At 73.6% G+C, this 18,647-nt stretch carries 6 protein-coding genes; 2 read left to right on the forward strand and 4 right to left on the reverse strand.

What is annotated here, in order from left to right; translation table 11 throughout:
* The first annotated feature begins 95 nt into the window (after nucleotides 1-95).
* The gene (locus tag ACWGIG_RS04295; protein WP_453319976.1) at nucleotides 96-1,397 is read left to right on the forward strand and encodes an activator-dependent family glycosyltransferase; all 1,302 of its coding nucleotides are present in this window, start codon (nucleotides 96-98) and stop codon (nucleotides 1,395-1,397) included.
* Between the two features lie 114 nt (nucleotides 1,398-1,511).
* Here the strand turns inward: ACWGIG_RS04295 and desII are convergent, their stop codons facing one another.
* The 4 genes from desII to ACWGIG_RS04315 are packed head-to-tail and all read right to left on the reverse strand — an operon-like array spanning nucleotide 1,512 to nucleotide 6,722.
* Nucleotides 1,512-3,038, reverse strand: coding sequence for a dTDP-4-amino-4,6-dideoxy-D-glucose ammonia-lyase (gene desII / locus ACWGIG_RS04300; protein WP_453319977.1), 1,527 nt, complete (start codon nucleotides 3,036-3,038; stop codon nucleotides 1,512-1,514).
* Nucleotides 3,039-3,078: 40 nt separating this feature from the next.
* The gene (locus tag ACWGIG_RS04305; RefSeq protein WP_453319978.1) at nucleotides 3,079-4,278 is read right to left on the reverse strand and encodes a dTDP-4-dehydro-6-deoxyglucose aminotransferase; all 1,200 of its coding nucleotides are present in this window, start codon (nucleotides 4,276-4,278) and stop codon (nucleotides 3,079-3,081) included.
* A 3-nt stretch (nucleotides 4,279-4,281) separates the two neighbouring features.
* A complete protein-coding gene (locus ACWGIG_RS04310; RefSeq protein WP_453319979.1) occupies nucleotides 4,282-5,496 on the reverse strand; it encodes a cytochrome P450 family protein in 1,215 nt (404 codons plus the stop codon).
* Complete coding sequence (locus ACWGIG_RS04315; protein WP_453319980.1) at nucleotides 5,493-6,722, reverse strand: acyltransferase family protein; 1,230 nt, start codon at nucleotides 6,720-6,722, stop codon at nucleotides 5,493-5,495. The genes ACWGIG_RS04310 and ACWGIG_RS04315 overlap by 4 nt, the downstream gene beginning before the upstream one ends.
* Before the next feature lie 566 nt (nucleotides 6,723-7,288).
* Between ACWGIG_RS04315 and ACWGIG_RS04320 the strand changes: the two genes are divergently transcribed.
* Complete coding sequence (locus tag ACWGIG_RS04320) at nucleotides 7,289-18,643, forward strand: SDR family NAD(P)-dependent oxidoreductase (protein WP_453319981.1); 11,355 nt, start codon at nucleotides 7,289-7,291, stop codon at nucleotides 18,641-18,643.
* Nucleotides 18,644-18,647 lie beyond the last annotated feature (4 nt).

Raw genomic sequence — 18,647 nt, forward strand, 5'->3', positions numbered from 1 at the left:
GGGCCCTCAAGGAACGTTCGTCCTTGAATCGAGCGGGGACGGCTCCGCGTTGGCGTGCTCAGTACACCGGGGCAGAATCGTCGACTGTCCGTCACGTGCTTGACGTATCAAGGGAGTTGTTCATGCGGGTGCTCCTCGCGACTTTCGCGCACACCACGCACTTCCATGGTTTCGTGCCGCTCGCGGGGGCCCTGAGAGCGGCGGGCCACGACGTGCGGGTGGCCAGTCAGCCCGGCTTCGCCGACGAGATCACCGGCGCCGGGCTCACCGCCGTACCGGTGGGGGAGGACCACCGGCTGCTCGACGCGATGCGCGAGAAGGGGGCGGAGATCCAGAAGTACTCCGCGGACATCGACCTGTCCCGCCCCGAGGTCTTCGACTGGGACTACCTGTTCCACCTCTACGACCTGTCCGTTCCCCACTTCTACTCGGTGATCAACGACGAGTCGTTCGTCCGCGGACTCGTCGGGTACGCCCGCAGGTGGCAGCCGGACCTGGTGCTCTGGGAGCCGTACACGTTCGCCGGGGCGATCGCCGCGCGCGCGTGCGGCGCCGCCCACGCACGGGTTCTGAACGCGAGCGACCTCAACGCCCACTTCCGCCGGGAGTTCCTCGCCCGCCTCGCCGAACAGCCCGCCGACGCGCGCCCCGACCCGCTGCGGGACTGGCTGGCGGGCGCCGCCGAGCAGCACGGGACGCCCTACGACGAGGAACTGGTGGTCGGCCAGTGGACCGTCGACATGCAGCCGGCCCGGTTCCGGCTCGACCTGGGCCTGCCGACGGTGGGCATGCGGTACCTGCCCTACAACGGCCCGGCCGTCGTCCCCGACTGGCTGAAGGAGCCCCCGGCCCGGCGGCGGGTGTGCCTGTCGGCCGGCTCCACCGGCACCAGCTTCACCGCGGACCCGGAGGTCCTCCACCACTACCTCCAGGTCCTCTCGGAGGTAGACGCGGAGATCGTCGTCACCGTCGACCCCGCCTTCCTGCGGGAGACAGGACCCCTGCCCGAGAACGTCAGGGCCGTCGGCTTCGCCCCGCTGGACGTCCTGCTGGAGAGCTGCTCGGCCGTGATCCACCACGGCGGGAACGGCACCTGGTCGACCGCCCTGCACCACGGGGTGCCGCAGGTCGTCGTGCCGTACCTGTGGGACACGCTCCTGCGGGCGCAGATGACGGCGGAGGCGGGAGCCGGCCTCTACCTGAGGGAGAGCGAGGTGAGCGCCGGGGAACTCCGCGACAGCGTGGCCCGGGTGCTCGACGAGCCCTCGTTCCTCGACCGGGCCCGCCTGCTGCGCGACGAGGTGCGGGCCGAGACCGGCCCCCAGGACGTGGTGGCCGCCCTGGAGGAGCTCACCCGACGGCACCGCGGCGTTCCCACGACGGCCGCCGCCGGCTGAACCGGTGGCGGCACCGGTGGCGGTGCGGGGCCCGCGGCGGTACGGGTACGGGCCCCGCACCACCGCCGCCCCGTGCGCTCACGTCGACCGGTGCGCTTACGCCGACCCGTGCGCTCACGTCGCGCCGTCCGCGCGCAGCAGCCCCCGGTGCGCGCCCCAGCCGTCGGCGATGTCCTGTTCCATCTGGTGCAGCCGGGCGGTCACGGCCTGGTCGAAACCGTCGAGGAAGTACTCGTCGCCGGAGTGCGGTTCGATGTGCGGGGCGCGCTCGACGAACTCGGCGACCACCTCGTGCAGGCTCTTCGTCGGGGTGACGCGCCCCGCGATGTAGCGGTCCGCGCCCTTGAGGCCGGGGAACCCCGACTCCCGGTAGAGGTAGACGTCGCCCAGGAGGTCGACCTGCACCGCGACCTGCGCGTGCGCGGAAGGGCGCATGGTCTCCGGGGTGATGCGCAGCAGCTCGGCGTCCACCCCGCTGCGCAGACTCTCCAGGGCGTACCCCAGGTCGATGTGCAGCGTGGGGGTGCGCTCCTTGGCGTACGCGGTGAAGTCCCGCAGCGCGTCGCGCAGTTGGGCGCGCTCGGCGGCGGCGAGCCGGCCGTCGGCACGGCCGCTGTAGTCCTCGCGCACCGTCACGAAGTCCAGCGGGCGGCCGGGGGAGTGCTCGTTGAGCTCCGCCACGAAGTCCACGAGGTCCATCAGCCGGTCGGCCCGGCCGGGCAGGACGATGTAGTTGAGGCCCAGGCGCAGCGGTGCGCCCAGGGCCTCGCGCTGTGCCAGGAAGGAGCCCAGGTTGGCGCTGACCCGCGTGAAGGCGCGCGGTTTGGTGGTGGTGGCCTCGTACTCGTCGTCGTTCAGGCCGTAGAGCGAGGTGCGGATCGCGTGCAGCGACCACAGCCCCGGCTGGCGCTCCAGCGTCCTGTCGGTGAGGGCGAAGGCGTTGGTGTAGAGCGTCATGTCGAGCCCGCGGTCGCCGCCGCGCGCCGCGAGTTCGCCGAGCCCCGGGTTGGTGAGCGGCTCAAGGCCGCCGGAGAAGTAGACGGTCGAGGGCTGGGTGTCGGGCACCTCCTCGATGACCGAGGCGAACATGGCGTTCCCGGTGTCCAGCGCGGAGGCGTCGTACCGGGCGCCGGTGACGCGTACACAGAAGTGGCAGCGGAACATGCAGGTCGGCCCGGGGTAGAGGCCGACGCTGTACGGGAAGGCCGGGCGGCCGTGCACGGCCGCCTCCAGCGCGCCCGTCCGTTCCAGCGGCAGGATGGTGTTGGTCCAGTACTTGCCCTCGGGCCCCCGCTGAACGGCCGCGCCCAGCTCGGGCGTCCGGCCGAAGAGGTCGAGCAGCGCGGCGAAGTCCGCCCGGTCCACGCCGAGCAGGTGGCGGGCCTGCTCCAGGGTGGTGAAGGGGTGGGAGCCGTACCGTACGGCCAGGTCGACGAGGTGCTCCGCCCTTTCCCGCACCCGGTCGCCGGTGTCGCCGGGCCGGGCGATGCGGGTGCGCAGCACGGCGATCGCCGCGGCCCGGTCGCCGCCGGGACGCGCCACGTCCTCGATCGCCTGGGCTGCCTGTGCCGTCTGGGCGGGCGGTGTTGTCCGTGCGGATGGTGCGGGGGGTGCGGGTGGTGCCGTTCGGGCGGTGTCCACGAGAACTCTTACCTCCGGGTCGGTGGGGTACGGACGGCGCTCACGCGGGCTCCGCTCCGGTCCACATGGCGTCGATCTGCCGGCCGCGCTCCGCGGCGAGCCGCACGATGCTGCACACCCGGCGGATGTCCTCGAAGGACACCGAAGGACCGGTGGGGAGCGCGAGCACCCGCTCGGCGAGGCGCTCGGTGTGTTCGAGGCGGAGCGGGGGGTCGGTGCGGTAGGCGGGCATCAGGTGGCAGGGGGGCGAGAAGTACAGCTGGGGGAAGACCTTCTCGGCCTGCAGCAGGGCCTGCAGCCGGTCGCGGTGCAGTCCCGTGACGGCACGGTCCGTCAGCAGGACCAGGTACTGGTGGTTGTTGCGCTCGCTCTCGTCGAAGGGCAGCACCTCCACGCCCGGCACCCCGCGCAGCTCCGACCGGTAGAGGGCGTGGTTCTCCCGGTTGCGTTCCCGGGTCCCGGCGAAGGCGTCGAGGGAGGTCAGGCCCATGGCGGCCGAGCACTCGCTCATCTTGGCGTTGATCCCGACGGCGGTCACCGACTTGTCCCGGTCGATGCCGAAGTTGCGCAGGGCCACCAGCCGTTCGGCCAGCTCGCCGTCGTCGGTGGTCACCGCCCCGCCCTCGAAGGACATGACCGTCTTGGTGGCGTGGAGGCTGAACACCTCCGCGTTGCCGAAGCTGCCGATCGGCCGGTCGCCGGAGGTGCAGCCGAAGGCGTGGGCCGCGTCGAAGAACAGCTTCACCCCGTGTTCCGCGGCGAGCTTCTCCAGCTCGACGACGGGCGCCGCCCGGCCCCACAGGTGCACGCCGAGGATGGCTCCGGTGTCGGGGGTGATGAGTTCCGCGACCCGCGCGGGATCCAGGCAGCCGGTGACCGGGTCGACGTCGCAGAACACCGGCTCAAGACCTATCCAGCTCGCCGCGTGGGGGGTGGCCGCGAAGGTCAGCGAGGGCATGATGACCTGCCCGGTGACGCCCGAGGCCCGCAGCAGCAGTTGGAGCGCCGAGGTGGCGTTGCAGGTGGCGACGCAGTGCCGCACGCCGGTGAGGTCGGCGATGCGGGCCTCCAGCTCCGTGGCCAGCGGGCCGCCGTTGGTCAGCCAGTCGTTGTCCAGGGCCCATTCGAGGCGGGCCAGGAACCGTGCCCGGTCGCCGACGGTGGGCATGCCCACCAGCAGCGGGCGCAGGAAGGCGGAAGGACCGCCGAACAGGGCGAGATCGGTGACGACGCGTTTCACGGCTCACCGCCAGCCGACGGGCAGCGCGACCGGACCCCGCATGAACATATGACGCCACGTCAAGTCCTGGGCCGGTACGGCGAGTTCAAGTTCTGGGAAGCGTTTCAGGAGGAGGCCGAAGGCGATCTCCGCCTCCGCCCGCGCCAGTGCGGCGCCCAGGCAGTAGTGGATGCCGTGGCCGAAGGTGAGGTGGCTGCCGTCGTTCCGCTCGACCCGGAAGGACTGCGGGTCCTCGAACCGGGCCGGGTCGCGGTTGGCGGCGGCCAGGTTGATCAGGACGGTGCTGTGCGCGTCGATGGACACCCCGCCGATCTCGACGGGCTCCAGGCTGTGCCGGCTCGTCATCTCGATGGGCGCCATGTAGCGCAGGACCTCTTCGACGGCCGGTCCCACCAGGGCGTCGTCCGCGCGGACCGCGGCGAGCTGCCCGGGGTGGGTCAGCAGCAGGAAGGCCCCGGTGCCGAGCACGTTGACCGTGGTCTCGATCCCGGCGACGAGCAGCAGGAACACCATCGAGATCAGCTCCGCCTCGGAGAGGCGGTCCCCGGAGTCGTGCTGGACGACCAGGGCCGACAGCAGGTCCTCGCCCGGCTCGTCGCGGCGGCGGCGGACCAGCGAGCGGACGCATCCGAAGAGGCTGCGGTACGAGGCGGCGTTGCGCTCCGCGAACGCCGGATCGCTCTCGACGACGTGCTGGGACCAGGTCTGGAAGTCCGTACGGTCCTCCTCGGGCACGCCGAGCAGTTCGCACATGACGGTGAGCGGGAGCGGGCGGGCGAGCGCGGCCACCAGGTCCCCGCCGCCGGTGGCGGCGAACTTCTCCAGCAGGTCCTCGGTGATCTGCTGGATCCTGGGCCGCAGCGCGTTGATGCGCCGCACGGTGAATTCCCTGGTGACGAGCTTGCGCAAGCGGCCGTGGTCCGGCTCGTCGCTGCGGAACATGTTCCGCCGGAAGTACTCGCTCAGGTCGTCGGGGATGCCCGTGGCCGCCGAGAGGTCGATGTCCGTCTGCTTCGTGGGGTCGTTGCTGAGCAGGGGGGAGCTCAGCGCGGCCCGGACGTCCTCGTAGCGGTTCACGAGCCAGACGAGGGAGCCGTCGTAGAAGCGCACCCTGGTGACGGGGCGCTGTTCGAGGAGCTCCCGGTAGGTCGCGTACTGGTCGGTGTGGAAGTGCTCGCCGGCCAGGTCGAGCACCTCGGGCAGGTGCGGCTGGTTCATGGTGTCCTTTCACCGGTGGGGGGCCCGGAGCGCCCGGGGGCGCGGTGGGGCGCGCGGTCTCGGCGGGGAGCTTTGGCGCTGCGGCTCCAGCGGCGCATGGCGGGCAGTTCGACCGTGGTGTGCAGGAGCTGGGCGGCAGCCGCGCAGACGAAGAACAGCACGACCGCCAGAGCGGTCAGCGGGAGCAGCCCGGGCCGGTAGCCGGTCGGCAGCGCGGCGAAGCAGGCCGTGAGGATCATGTGGTGCACGAGGTAGAAGGCGAAGGAGAGTTCACCGAGCCGCACCACGAGGGGACGGCGGGCCAGGGAAGGGAGGTCCTTGCGGTCCCGGGTGGCGGCCGTGGCGATGAGCACGGCCAGCGGGACGACGGTGGCGCTCGCCATCGCCCACAGGTGGGGCGCCTTGGTGGCCGCGGTCGTGACCCCGGCCACCGCGTATCCGGCGCAGCACAGGACCACGGCGAGGCGGCTGCTGACGAAGCGCCACATCCCGCGCCGTACGAGAAGGGCGAGCACGATGCCCAGCGCGAACTCCAGGAGGCGCACCGGGGGAGCGGTGTAGACGAGCCAGAACTGGGTCAGGCTGTAGCCCGCCAGCGGCAGGGGCTCCCCGGGCAGCAGCCGGACCAGGTGCGGGACGGCCATGATCAGGGCGGCCAGGACCCCGGCGGCCGGCCACAGCCCCCGTCGCGGGAGCCGGCGCAGCGCCCCGTACAGGAACGGGAACATCAGGTAGAAGAACAGCTCACAGGCGAGCGTCCACGAGATCGGGTTGACCGTGGCGGTGAGCGTCATGGCGGGCACCCACGCCTGAACGAGCAGCAGGGCGGCGGCAGTTGTCGACACGGTCACGACGGCGCCGGTGACGAGGGCCAGGACCAGACCGGCCGACCAGGTCACGACGTGGCTGGGGAAGATCTTCGTCACCCGCCGCCGCCAGAACTGCCGGACGGTGTCGCCCGGCCGTGCCGCGTACGTCAGGACGAACCCGCTGAGGACGAAGAAGAAGGAGACTCCGACCGGCCCGGCGGGCAGCAGGAAGTACGCCAGGTCGCGCGAGGCGGGGTCGGCCTGCGGGCTGAACTGGCTCAGGGCGTGGCAGACGTACACCAGGAGGGCGGCGAAGAACCTCAGCCCGGTCAGTGACGGCAGCCGCTGCGCCTGACTTCCCCGGCCGGCGGGTGCGCCGGCGCGGGAGGACTCGTGGGATTTTTGCGCAGATGTCAAGGCTCGCCGGCCCTTCTCTTGGTTGCCGATGCCCAGAAACTCGGTCGCTGATTAATGGAATGCCTTGTCGTGTGCGACCGGAAGCGAATGGAGGCTACCCGACCCGGTCGAATTCCGGTAGGTCGGTCCGAGAATCTCGGGAGCGCGGGAGCGAGTGTGGGCGGAAGGTTTGTATCCGCTTTCTGGCGATATCTTTCCGTAAGCCGGTTGAATTCAGCTACAGAGGAACTAAAGAGGCGATGTCGGGGTGCTGGAATTCCACCGTTCAAGCGTCGCACTATCGGCTCTGACCTGCGACTTCTTGGTTTCCAAGCGGATTCTTCGCACAAAGATACCTTGGTCCGGCAGGCTCGTTGATGTACGTTCAACCAGTCACTGATCAAAGGCAGTGGACCATTTAAGGACCGGCGGAAAAACCGGCAGAAAGACCGCCGGAAACATTGATTTTGGCGGTGGCTCGCGCACCTCGCCGGGCAGGTCGCGGACGATGCGGCCGGGATTTCCGCAGGCCGTGTTCTGCACACGTGCGGACGACTAAAAACGTGCGGACGACTTAGGAGTCGGGTGTGAACGGCAGCCCCTTTCAGGGAAAGAACACTTCCGCTTCCGTCGGAGGGGCCACCCGGCCGTGGGTCCTGTCCGGAGCGGACGACGGGGCGCTGCGGGCACGGGCGCGCCTGCTCCTCGCCCACCTCCACGCCCGGCCGGACGCCGACGTCGACGGGTTCGGCGCCGCACTCGCCCGCGCGGACCTGCGCCTGCCGCGGCGGGCGGTGATCGTCGCCTCCTGTCGCGAGGAACTCCTCGACGGCCTGGCCGCGGTCGCCGACGGCGTCCCGCACACGGCGGTGGTGCTCGGGCGGGCGGCCGGCCCCGCGCCCGTCACCTTCGTCTATCCGGGCCAGGGCTCCCAGTGGCCGGGCATGGCCAGGGAACTCATGGGCGAGTCACCGGTGTTCGCCGACGCGCTCGCACGGTGCGCCGAGGTCTTCGCCGCCGAGTCCGGCTGGTCGCTGACCGAAGCCCTCGACACCGCAGGCGCCCCCGGCACCACGCCCCGGGTGGAGGTCGTACAGCCCGCCCTGTACGCGGTGAGCGCGGCCCTCACCGAACTGTGGCGCTCCTTCGGCGTCGAGCCCGACGCCGTCGTCGGACACAGCATGGGCGACCTCGCCGCCGCCCATGCCGCCGGGGGCGTGGAGATCCAGGACGGTGCCCGCGCGGTGGCGCTGTGGAGCAGGGAACTCATGCCGCTCGTCGGCAAGGGCGACATGGCGTCGGTCGCGCTGAGCGCCGACGAGATCACCGGCCGGCTGGCCTCCTGGGGCCCGGACCTCGTCCTGGCCGGCATCAACGGCCCCCGCTCGGTGCTGCTGGCCGGAGCCACGGACGCGATCGGGCGCTGCACGGCGCAGCTGACCGCCGAAGGGGTCCGCGCCCAGGTGATCGGCGTCTCGATGGCCGCGCACTCCCCGCACATGGACGACGTCGTCGACGCATTGCGCACGGCGCTCGACTGGTTCACCCCCGGCGAGGGCACCGTCGCGTTCTACTCCAGCCTCACCGGCGCCACCCTCGACACCCGTCGGCTGACCGCGGACCACTGGTGCGCGAACTTCCGCAACCCCGTGCAGTTCGCGCGCTCGGTGCGTGCCTGCGCCGACGAGAGGGCGGGCGTGTTCGTCGAGGTGAGCCCGCACCCCGTCCTCACGGCCGCCGTGCGCCAGACCCTCGACGCGGCGGGTGCCGAGCGCGCGGTGCTCCCCACGCTCCAGCGCGGCCAGGGCGGGCTGCGGCGCTTTCTGCGCGCGGTGGCGGAGGCGTACACCCACGGCGTGGAGGTCGACTGGACGGCCGCCTTCCACGGCGTCGCGGCAGCGCCCACGGCCGACCTGCCGGAGCTCCCGCCCGCCGGAGGGGACGGCGCTCTGAATCCTGGCGCCCCGGACCCCGGCGCCCTGGAGGGCGGGGTTGCCGAAGCTTCCCCGCCGGCTCTCTTCCCCGCGGGAACACCGCCGCACGAGATACGGCGGCGGCTGTCCCACCTCGTACGCACCGAGACCGCCGCAGTGACCGGCGCCCGGCCCGAGGCCGCGGACGGCTCGCTCACCTTCGCCGAACTCGGGCTCGACTCCGTCCTCGCGGTGCAGCTGCGCGACCGCCTCGCGACGGCCGTCGGCCAGGACATCAACATCGCCATGCTCTTCGACCACCCCACCCCGCACGCCCTCACCGACGCGCTGCACGACCAGTTGTACCCGCGGACGACGCACCCCGGGACGGGCCCCGAAGCGGCCCCGGAACGGCCGCTGCCGGGGGCCGGGCACGACGCGGACGAGCCGATCGCCGTCGTCGCCATGGCCGTGCGGCTGCCCGGCGGCGTGCGCACCCCCGAGCAGTTCTGGGAGCTGCTCTCGGGCGGGCACGACGCCGTCACGGGCCTGCCCACGGACCGCGGCTGGGACCTGGAGGCGCTCCTCCACCAGGATCCGGCGCACTCCGCCGCGGTGCGCCAGCGCTCCGGCGGCTTCCTGCACGACGCCACCGGCTTCGACGCGGACTTCTTCGGCATCTCGCCGCGCGAGGCCCTGGCCATGGACCCGCAGCAGCGGCTCCTCCTGGAGGTCGCCTGGGAAGCGCTGGAGCGGGCCGGGATCTCCCCCGACGCGGTGCGCTCCACGCCCACCGGGGTGTTCACCGGCGTCATCGCGCAGGAGTACGGCCCGCGCATGGCCGACGGCGGTGACGACGTCGGGGGCTATCTGGTGACCGGGACGACCACCAGCGTCGCCTCCGGGCGGATCGCCTACACGCTGGGCCTCGAAGGACCGGCCGTCACCGTGGACACCGCCTGCTCGTCCTCGCTCGTGGCGCTGCAACTCGCCTGCCGTTCCCTGCGCGCGGGGGAGACGGACCTGTGCCTGGCGGGCGGCGCGACCGTGATGCCGACGCCCGGCATGCTCGTCGACTTCAGCAGGCTCGGCGCGCTCGCCCCCGACGGCCGGTGCAAGGCGTTCTCGGCCGACGCCGACGGCTTCGGGATGGCGGAGGGCGCCGGCATGCTCCTGCTGGAGCGGCTGTCCGACGCCCGGCGCAACGGCCATCCGGTGGTGGGCCTGGTCCGTACGGTGGCCGTCAACCAGGACGGCGCGAGCAACGGGCTGTCCGCGCCCAACGGCCGGGCCCAGGCCCGGGTGATCCGGCAGGCGCTCGCCGGGAGCGGACTGCTCCCCGCCGACGTGGACGCGGTCGAGGCGCACGGCACCGGCACCCGGCTCGGCGACCCGATCGAGGGCCGCGCCGTGATCGAGGCCTACGGAGCGGGCCGCCCCGCCGACCGGCCGCTGTGGCTGGGCTCGGTGAAGTCCAACATCGGCCACACCCAGGCCGCCGCCGGCGTGACCGGCGTCATCAAGATGCTCCTCGCGATGCGGCACGGCACGCTGCCGCGGACCCTGCACGCCGACCGCCCCTCCACGGAGGTGGACTGGTCCGGCGGCGCGGTGCGGCTGCTGACCGAACAGGTCCCCTGGCCCGAGACGGAGCGGCCCCGCCGGGCGGGCGTCTCGTCCTTCGGCATCAGCGGCACCAACGCGCACGTCATCGTCGAGGCGGCGCCTGCCGAGGCGGCGCCCGTCGAGTCAACTTCCGTCGAGTCAACTTCCGTCCAGGCAGGACTTGTTGAGGCAGGGACTGCTGAGGCGGCGCGCGCCGCCGTCCTGGCGCCGTGGGTCGTGTCGGCGCACAGCGGGACCGCGCTGCGCGCGCAGGCGGGCCGCCTCGCCGCCCATCTGCGCGAGCACCCCGGACACGCCCCCGCCGACGTGGCGTTCTCGCTGGCCACCACCCGGGCGGCGGCCCGCCACCGGGCCGCGTTCGTGCCGGACGGGACCGCCGGGGCACTGGCCGTCCTCGACGCGCTCGCCGCGGGCGACACCGAGGGCGCCGTGGCCGGTACGGCCCGGCCGCAGGCCTCGCCCGTCTTCGTCTTCCCCGGCCAGGGCTGGCAGTGGGCGGGCATGGCGGTCCGGCTGTACGACACCTCACCGGTGTTCGCGCGCGCCATGGACGAGTGCGCCGCGGCCCTGGAACCGCACCTGGACTTCGCCGTCCTGCCGTTCCTGCGCGAGCAGGACGCCGCGGCGGACGGCAGGCCCGACGCCGACCTCTCCACCGACCGCGTCGACGTGGTGCAGCCGGTCCTGTTCGCGGTGATGGTGTCGCTCGCGGCGCTGTGGCGTTCCTGTGGTGTGGAGCCTGCCGCAGTGATCGGGCACTCCCAGGGTGAGATCGCGGCGGCCTGCGTGGCCGGCGCCCTCTCGCTCGACGACGCGGCCCGCCTGGTGGCCGTCCGCAGCCGCGTCATCGGCCAACTGCACGCAAGCGGCGGCACGGACGGAAGCAGCGCCACGGACGGAAGCGGCGGCACTGCCGGAAGTGGCGGGATGGCTGCCGTCGCCGCCACCGCCGCCGACCTGACCCACCGACTCGACCGCTACGAGGGCCGCCTGGAGATCGCCGCGCTCAACGGGCCGCGCTCCGCGGTGGTGGCCGGTCCCGACGCCGACCTCCAGCACCTCGTCGCCGCCCTCGAAGCCGACGGCGTCCGGGCCAGGCGGCTGCCCGTCGACTACGCGTCGCACACCGTGTCCATGGAGGCCGCGCGGGCCGCCCTGCACGAGGAACTGGGGGACATCGAGCCGCTGCCCGCAAGCGTGCCCTTCTTCTCCACGGTGACCGGGGACTGGGCGCGGCCCGGAGAGCTGGACGGCGCCTACTGGTTCCGCAACCTCCGGGAGACCGTACGGTTCGAACCGGCCGTGCGGGCGCTCGCCGCACAGGGACACCGCGCGTTCATCGAGGTGAGCGCCCACCCGGTGCTCACCTCCGCCATCGAGGAGACCGGGCACGAGGTCGGTGCGGACCTGGCCGTGACCGGGACCGTACGCCGGGGCCACGGCGAACCCCAGGACTTCGCCCGCGCCCTGGCGGCGGCGTGGACGGCGGGCGTGCCCGTGCGCTGGGACTCGGTGTTCCTCGGCGTCCGGCCGCGTCGGGTACCGCTGCCCACCGCGCCGTTCCAGCGGGAGCGCGTCTGGTGGGAGCCCGCGCAGGGCACGGACACCGCGCCCGGCGGGGACGCGGCCGACGCGCTCCGCTACCGCATCGACTGGCAGCGGACACCCGCCCACGAACCCACCGGCGACGGCCCGCGCACCTGGCTCGTCGTCCGGTACGACGGGGCGGCGGGCCCCGCAGCCGAGGCGGCGCGCGCGTCCCTCGAAGCGGCCGGTGCGACGGCGAAGGACCTCGTGGTCGCCGGTACGCCGACGCGGGCGGAACTGGCGCAGGCCCTCCACGCCGCCGCCGCGGGCGCGGACCGGATCGGCGTGCTGTCCCTGCTGGCAGTGGACGAGCGGGGCGGAAGCGGCACCCTCCTGGGCGACGGCACCCTCCTGGGCGACGGCACCCTCCTGGGCGACGGCACCCTCCTGGGCGACGGCACCCCCCTGAGCAACGGCACCCCCCTGAGCAACGGCACTCCCCAGAGCAACGGCACCCCCCTGGGCCTGCCGTCCCTCGGCGGCACCGTCGTCCTCGCCCAGGCCCTCGCCGACTCCGGTCTCGACGGCGCGCTGTGGTGCCTCACCGAAGGGGTCCAGGTCACCACCGTCGACGAACGTCCCGCCGACCCCGCGCGGGAGGCCCTGTGGGGGCTGGGGCGCGTCATCGCCCTGGAGAACCCGGGTCTGTGGGGCGGGCTGATCGACGTGCCCGACGCCTCCACGGACGAGATCGCCCGCTCGCTCGCGGGGGTGCTGGCCGGCGGGAGCGGCGAGGACCAGGTCGCCCTGCGCGCCGACGGAGTGTTCGTACGACGCTGGAAGCGGGCTGCGCCCCGGCCCCGGACCGCATCGCGCACCTGGTCGCCCACCGGTACGGCACTGGTCACCGGAGGCACCGGTGGCATCGGCCGCCACGTCGCCCGGTGGCTCGCCCGGCACGGCGCCCCGCACCTCGTCCTCACCAGCCGCAGCGGCCCCGACGCCCCCGGCGTCGCCGAACTGGCCGCCGAACTGCGCGCGCTCGGCTCCGAGGTGACCGTCGCCGCGTGCGACGTCACCGACCGCGACGCCCTGCGCGCGCTCCTGGAGAGCCTGCCGGGGGACCAGCCGCTCACTTCGGTGTTCCACACCGCGGCCACTCTCGACGACGCCACTCTCGACGCCCTGTCGGGCGACCGGATCGAGCAGGCCGGCCGTGCCAAGGCCCTGGGCGCCAGGCACCTGCACGAACTCACCGCGGACGCGCCGCTGACCGCGTTCGTCCTGTTCTCCTCGTTCGCCTCCGCGTTCGGCGCACCGGGCCTGGGCTGCTACGCCCCCGGCAACGCCTACCTCGACGGCCTGGCACGGCAGCGGCGCGCCGAGGGGCTGCCCGCGACCTCGGTGGCCTGGGGCACCTGGGCCACCAGCGGCATGGCCGAGGGCCCGGTGGCGGAGCGCTTCCGCAGGCACGGCGTCGTCGAGATGGCCCCGGAAGAAGCCCTCGACGCCCTTCGTACGGCACTGGACCGGGCGGAAGTCTGCCCCGTGATCATCGGCATCGAGTGGGAGCACTTCCTGCTCGCGTACACCGCGCAGCGGCCCACCCGGCTGTTCGACGCGCTGTCCGAGGCCCGGGACGTGCGGGAGGCCGCGCGCCGGGAGCACGGCGTGGCCCAGGCACCGTCCGGCGGCCTGGCGGACCTGCCCCCGGCCGAGCGCGGGCAGAAGCTCCTGGACCTGGTGCGCCGGCACGCCGCGGCGGTGCTCGGGCACCGGGACCCGGAACGGATCGATCCGGTACGGGCGTTCCGCGAGCTCCACTTCGACTCGCTGGCCTCGGTGGAACTGCGCAACCGCCTGACGGCCGCGACCGGCCTGCGCCTGCCCGCGACCCTCGTCTACGACCACCCGCACGCCCGGGCCGTCGCCGCCTTCCTGGAGAGCGAACTCTTCGACGGGGCGGCGCCCGAGCCGGAACCGCGGCCTGCCGTCGGCGGCGCCAGGGGCAGGGAAGGGGCCGGGGACGATCCGGTCGTGATCGTGGGCATGGCCTGCCGGTTCCCCGGCGGTGTCGAATCCCCGGAGGGGCTGTGGGAGTTCATCACCGCGGACGGCGACGCCTCGGCCGCGGCGCCGGACGACCGGGGCTGGGACCGGCGCGGAGTGCCGGACACCGGTACGGGCCGCCCCATGGGCAACTTCCTTGAAGGAGCGGGCGACTTCGATCCGGCGTTCTTCGGGATTTCGCCGCGCGAGGCGCTGGCGATGGACCCGCAGCAGCGGCAGGTCCTGGAGGTCGCCTGGGAGGCCTTCGAGCGGGCGGGCATCCTGCCGGAGACCTTGCGCGGCAGCGACACCGGGGTGTTCGTCGGCATGTCGCACCAGGGGTACGCGGCCGGACCGGTCGAGCGCAGGGACGAGGTCGAGGGCTATCTGCTCACCGGCAGCACGGCCAGCGTCGCCTCGGGCCGGGTGGCGTACGCCCTGGGCCTCGAAGGACCCGCGCTGACGGTGGACACGGCGTGTTCGTCGTCGCTGGTGGCGCTGCACCTGGCGGCCCGCTCGCTGCGGGACGGCGAGTCGTCGCTCGCGGTGGCCGGCGGGGTGTCCGTGATGGCGGGCCCGGAGGTGTTCACGGAGTTCGCGCGGCAGGGCGCCCTGTCGGCCGACGGACGCTGCAGGGCGTACTCCCATGACGCCGACGGCTTCGGCATGGGCGAGGGCGTCGGTCTGGTCGTGCTGGAGCGGTTGTCGGATGCGCGGCGGCTTGGGCATGAGGTGCTGGCGGTGGTGCGGGGGAGTGCGGTGAATCAGGACGGGGCCAGTAATGGTCTGTCCGCGCCGAGTGGTCCGGCGCAGCAGCGGGTGATCCGTGGTGCGTTGGCGAATGCCGGGCTTTCTCCCTCCGATGTGGATGTGGTGGAGGGGCACGGTACGGGGACGGTGCTGGGTGATCCGATCGAGGCGCAGGCGCTGTTGGCGACGTACGGGCAGGAGCGGGATGGTCAACTTCCGTTGTGGCTGGGGTCGTTGAAGTCGAACATCGGTCATGCGCAGGCGGCTGCGGGGGTGGCCGGTGTGATCAAGATGGTGCAGTCGTTGCGGCACGGTGCGCTTCCGGCGACGTTGCATGCGCAGGAGCCGTCGTCGCACGTGGACTGGTCGTCGGGTGCGGTGGAGGTGCTGCGTGAGGCGCGTGAGTGGCCGCAGGTGGATGGTCGTCCGCGTCGTGCGGGGGTGTCGGCGTTCGGTGTGAGTGGGACGAACGCGCACGTGATCGTCGAGGAGCCGCCTGCGACGGTGGTCCGCCCGGTGGCGGGTTCGGTGGGTGTGCTGGAGGCCGCGGGTGTCGTGCCGCTGGTGCTGTCCGCACGTACGGAGAGTGCACTGAGCGCCCAATTCAGCCGTCTGGCAGCGCACTTGACGTGCCATCAGGACAGTCGGCTGCCGGAGGTGGCCCGGACCCTCACCGCGGCACGGCAGACCTTCGACCGTCGGGCCGTGGCCCTCGTACGCGACATCGAGGACGCCGACGAGACCCTGCGTGCCCTCGCCGAGGGCCGCCCCACGTCCCGCGCCGTCACCGGTGTGGGCGGTGGGGGTCGTCGGGTGGTGTGGGTGTTCCCGGGTCAGGGCTCGCAGTGGGTCGGGATGGGGCGGGGGCTGCTGGAAGTCCCGGTGTTCGCGGAGGCGTTGGCGGAGTGTGATGCGGCGCTCGCGGAGGTGGCGGGCTTCTCCGTCGTGGACGCGGTGCGCGGTGTGGAGGGTGCTCCGTCGCTGGAGCGGGTGGAGGTGGTGCAGCCGGTCCTGTTCGCGGTGATGGTGTCGCTGGCGCGGTTGTGGCGGGCGTGCGGTGTCGAGCCGGACGCCGTGGTCGGACACTCCCAGGGCGAGATCGCGGCGGCGTACGTCGCGGGGGTTCTGTCGTTGGAGGACGCGGCGCGGGTGGTGGCCCTGCGGGCCCGCGCGCTGGTCGAACTGCGCGGACACGGCGCCATGCTGTCGCTTCGCCTGGGCCGTGCGGAGGCGGAGGAACTGCTGCGCGTCGCCGCGCCCGGCGCACTGGAACTGGCCGCGGTCAACGGCCCCGACGCCGTCGTGGTGGCCGGTGACCCCGAAGCGGTGCACCGCTTCCAGGAGCACTGCACGGAGGCGGGCGTCGACGCGCGGGTGCTCCCCGTCGACTACGCCTCCCACACCTCCCACGTGGCACGCCTGCGGGACGCGGTCGTCGCACCGCTGTCCGGCATCGCTCCCCGTACGTCCGACATCCCCCTCTACTCCACCCTGCGCGGCGCGTTCGCCGAAGGCCCCGAGCTCGACGCCTCGTACTGGTACGAAAACCTGCGCCGCACCGTGGAGTTCGAGGCCGCGATCGGGGCGCTCGGCACGGCGGGACACGACGCGTTCGTCGAGGTGAGCCCGCACCCGGTGCTGAGCGCGAGCATGCAGGAGACGCTCGGCGACACGAGCACCGTGGTGGGTTCCGTCCGGCGCGGCGACGACACACCCGCACGCTTCCTGGCCTCCCTCGCAGAGGCGTACGTCGGCGGTGTCCCGGTGGACTGGCGGGCCGTGCATGGCGACGGCGACGGCGGCCGTGAGGGTGGGGACGGCCAGGCATCCCCGGCCGACCTGCCGACGTACCCCTTCGACCACGAACGCTTCTGGCTGCTGCCCGACGCGACCGGGCCCGCCCGCGCCGCCGACGGATGGCGCTACCGCGTCGGCTGGCAGGAGACCGCCACTCCCTCCGGCGGCCCGGCCGGACGCTGGCTGTTGCTGCGGCCCGCCACGGCGGACGGCCACCGGGCCGGGACCGCCTGGTACGACGCCGCGGCCACCGCCCTCACCGAACACGGGGCCGTACCCCACACGGTCACCGTCCCGCTCGACGATCCGCACGCGGCGACCGCCGCCGTCCGCGACGCCCTCGCGGGCCAGGCCGAGTCCGGTGCGTACGCGGGAGTCCTCTCGCTGCTGGCCCTCGGCGACGCGGACGCAGGGGCCGAGGCCACCCTCGACCTCCTGCGCGAACTGGAGGCGGCGGACGGGCAGACGGCGGACGGGCAGACCGCCGATACGCAGACTGCGGGCACGCAGGCCGCAGGCACGCAGATTGCAGGCACGCAGACCGCGGGCACCGGTACGCCCGTCTGGCTGGCGACGTGCGGCGCCGTCGGCACCGGCCCCGACAACCACGTGACCTGCCCGGCCGGGGCGCAGGTGTGGGGCCTCGGCCAGAGCGCCGCGCTCGAACGCGGCGCGCGGCACACCGGCCTCGTGGACCTGCCGCAGGAGGCGGCCGAAGCCCAGCGTGCGCTGTTCGCCCGCGCGTTGACCGGTACGGAGGACCAGATCGCGGTCCGCCCGCACACCCTGCTGGCGCGCCGCCTGCTGCCCGCCGCCCCGGCCGCCGACCGGACCCCGGACTCCACGCAGAACGCCGCACCGAACGCCGCGCCGCAGGAGAGCTCCGTGCCCCGGGGGACGATCCTCGTCACCGGCGGTACCGGCGGCCTCGGCGCGCTCACCGCACGCCGCCTCGCGGCCCGGGGCGCGGAGCACCTGGCGCTGGTCGGCCGCCGGGGCCAGGAGGCGCCCGGCGTCGCCCCGCTGGTCGCCGAACTCACCGCCCTGGGCGCCCGGGTGACCGTCCACGCCTGCGACGTCGGCGCGAGCGAGGCGGTCGCCGCGCTCGTCGACGGGCTGCGCGCGGACGGCGCGACGATCACCGGCGTGGTGCACGCGGCCGGACTGAACCAGCAGACCGCGCTGAAGGACATGACCCGCGAGGAGTTCCGGGAGGTGCTGGCCGCCAAGGTGCGCGGTGCGCGGAACCTGGAGGCCGCCTGCCCCGACCCGAGCCTCTTCCTCCTCTTCTCCTCCGGCGCCGGCGCGTGGGGCAGCGCGGGGCAGGGTGCGTACGCGGCGGGCAACGCCTTCCTCGACGCCTTCGCCCAGCACCGCCGCGCCCGGGGCCTCGCCGCGACGTCCGTGGCCTGGGGCCTGTGGGCGGAAGGCGGCATGACGGACGACGCGCGGGCCGTCGCCCGGCTCCGGGACCAGGGCGTACGCCCCATGCCCGCGGACCGGGCGCTGGACGTGCTGGAGACGGTGCTGGCCGGCGACGAGAGCGCCGTGGTCGTCGCCGACGTCGACTGGCCGCGGTTCACCGAGACGTACGCGGCGCTGCGGCCACGCCCCCTGCTGACGGCGCTGCCGGGAGCCGCCGTCGACGTACCGCCGCAGCCCGCCGCGGGGACGGCGCTGCGGGAGCGGCTCGCGGGCCGGCCGCCGGCCGAGCAGCACCACGAGCTGACGCACCTGGTGCGTTCCCACGCCGCCGCTGTCCTGGGACACGAGGACCTGCGCGCCGTGGCCGTCGACACCGCCTTCCGCGAACTCGGCTTCGACTCGCTCGGCGCCGTGCGCCTGCGCAGGGAACTGAGCGCGGCCACCGGGCTCGGCCTGTCCTCGACGCTGGTCTTCGACCACCCCAACGCCGCCGCACTGGCGGACCACCTGCGCTCCGAACTGCTCGCGGACCGACCCGACGACGGGGGCGCGGGGGGCGGGAGCGCCGGGGACATCGACGGCGCCGTCACGGCAGCGCTGGGCGGACTGGACCGGCTGGAGAGGGAACTCACCCACGTGTCCGGGCCGCAGCGCGCCGAACTGGCCCGCCGCCTCGACCGCGTGCTGACCGCCCTGCACGCCGGTGCGGGCGGCACAGGTCACGACGGAGGCCCGCACCCGCCCGCCGGGGAAGCGGACCTCGACCCGGACCTCGACGAGGCCGGATTCGACGAACTGATGGAGGCCCTCGGCCGCGAGCTCGGCGACAACGGACAGTCCACGGCGAACAGGTAAGGAC

It is taken from the genome of Streptomyces sp. NPDC054863 (genome assembly GCF_053610825.1).

What these genes read in the sequence shown, in the direction of transcription:
- ACWGIG_RS04310 (WP_453319979.1), bottom strand. Translation starts at nt 5,496, where the DNA reads ATGAACCAGCCGCACCTGCCCGAGGTGCTCGACCTGGCCGGCGAGCAC.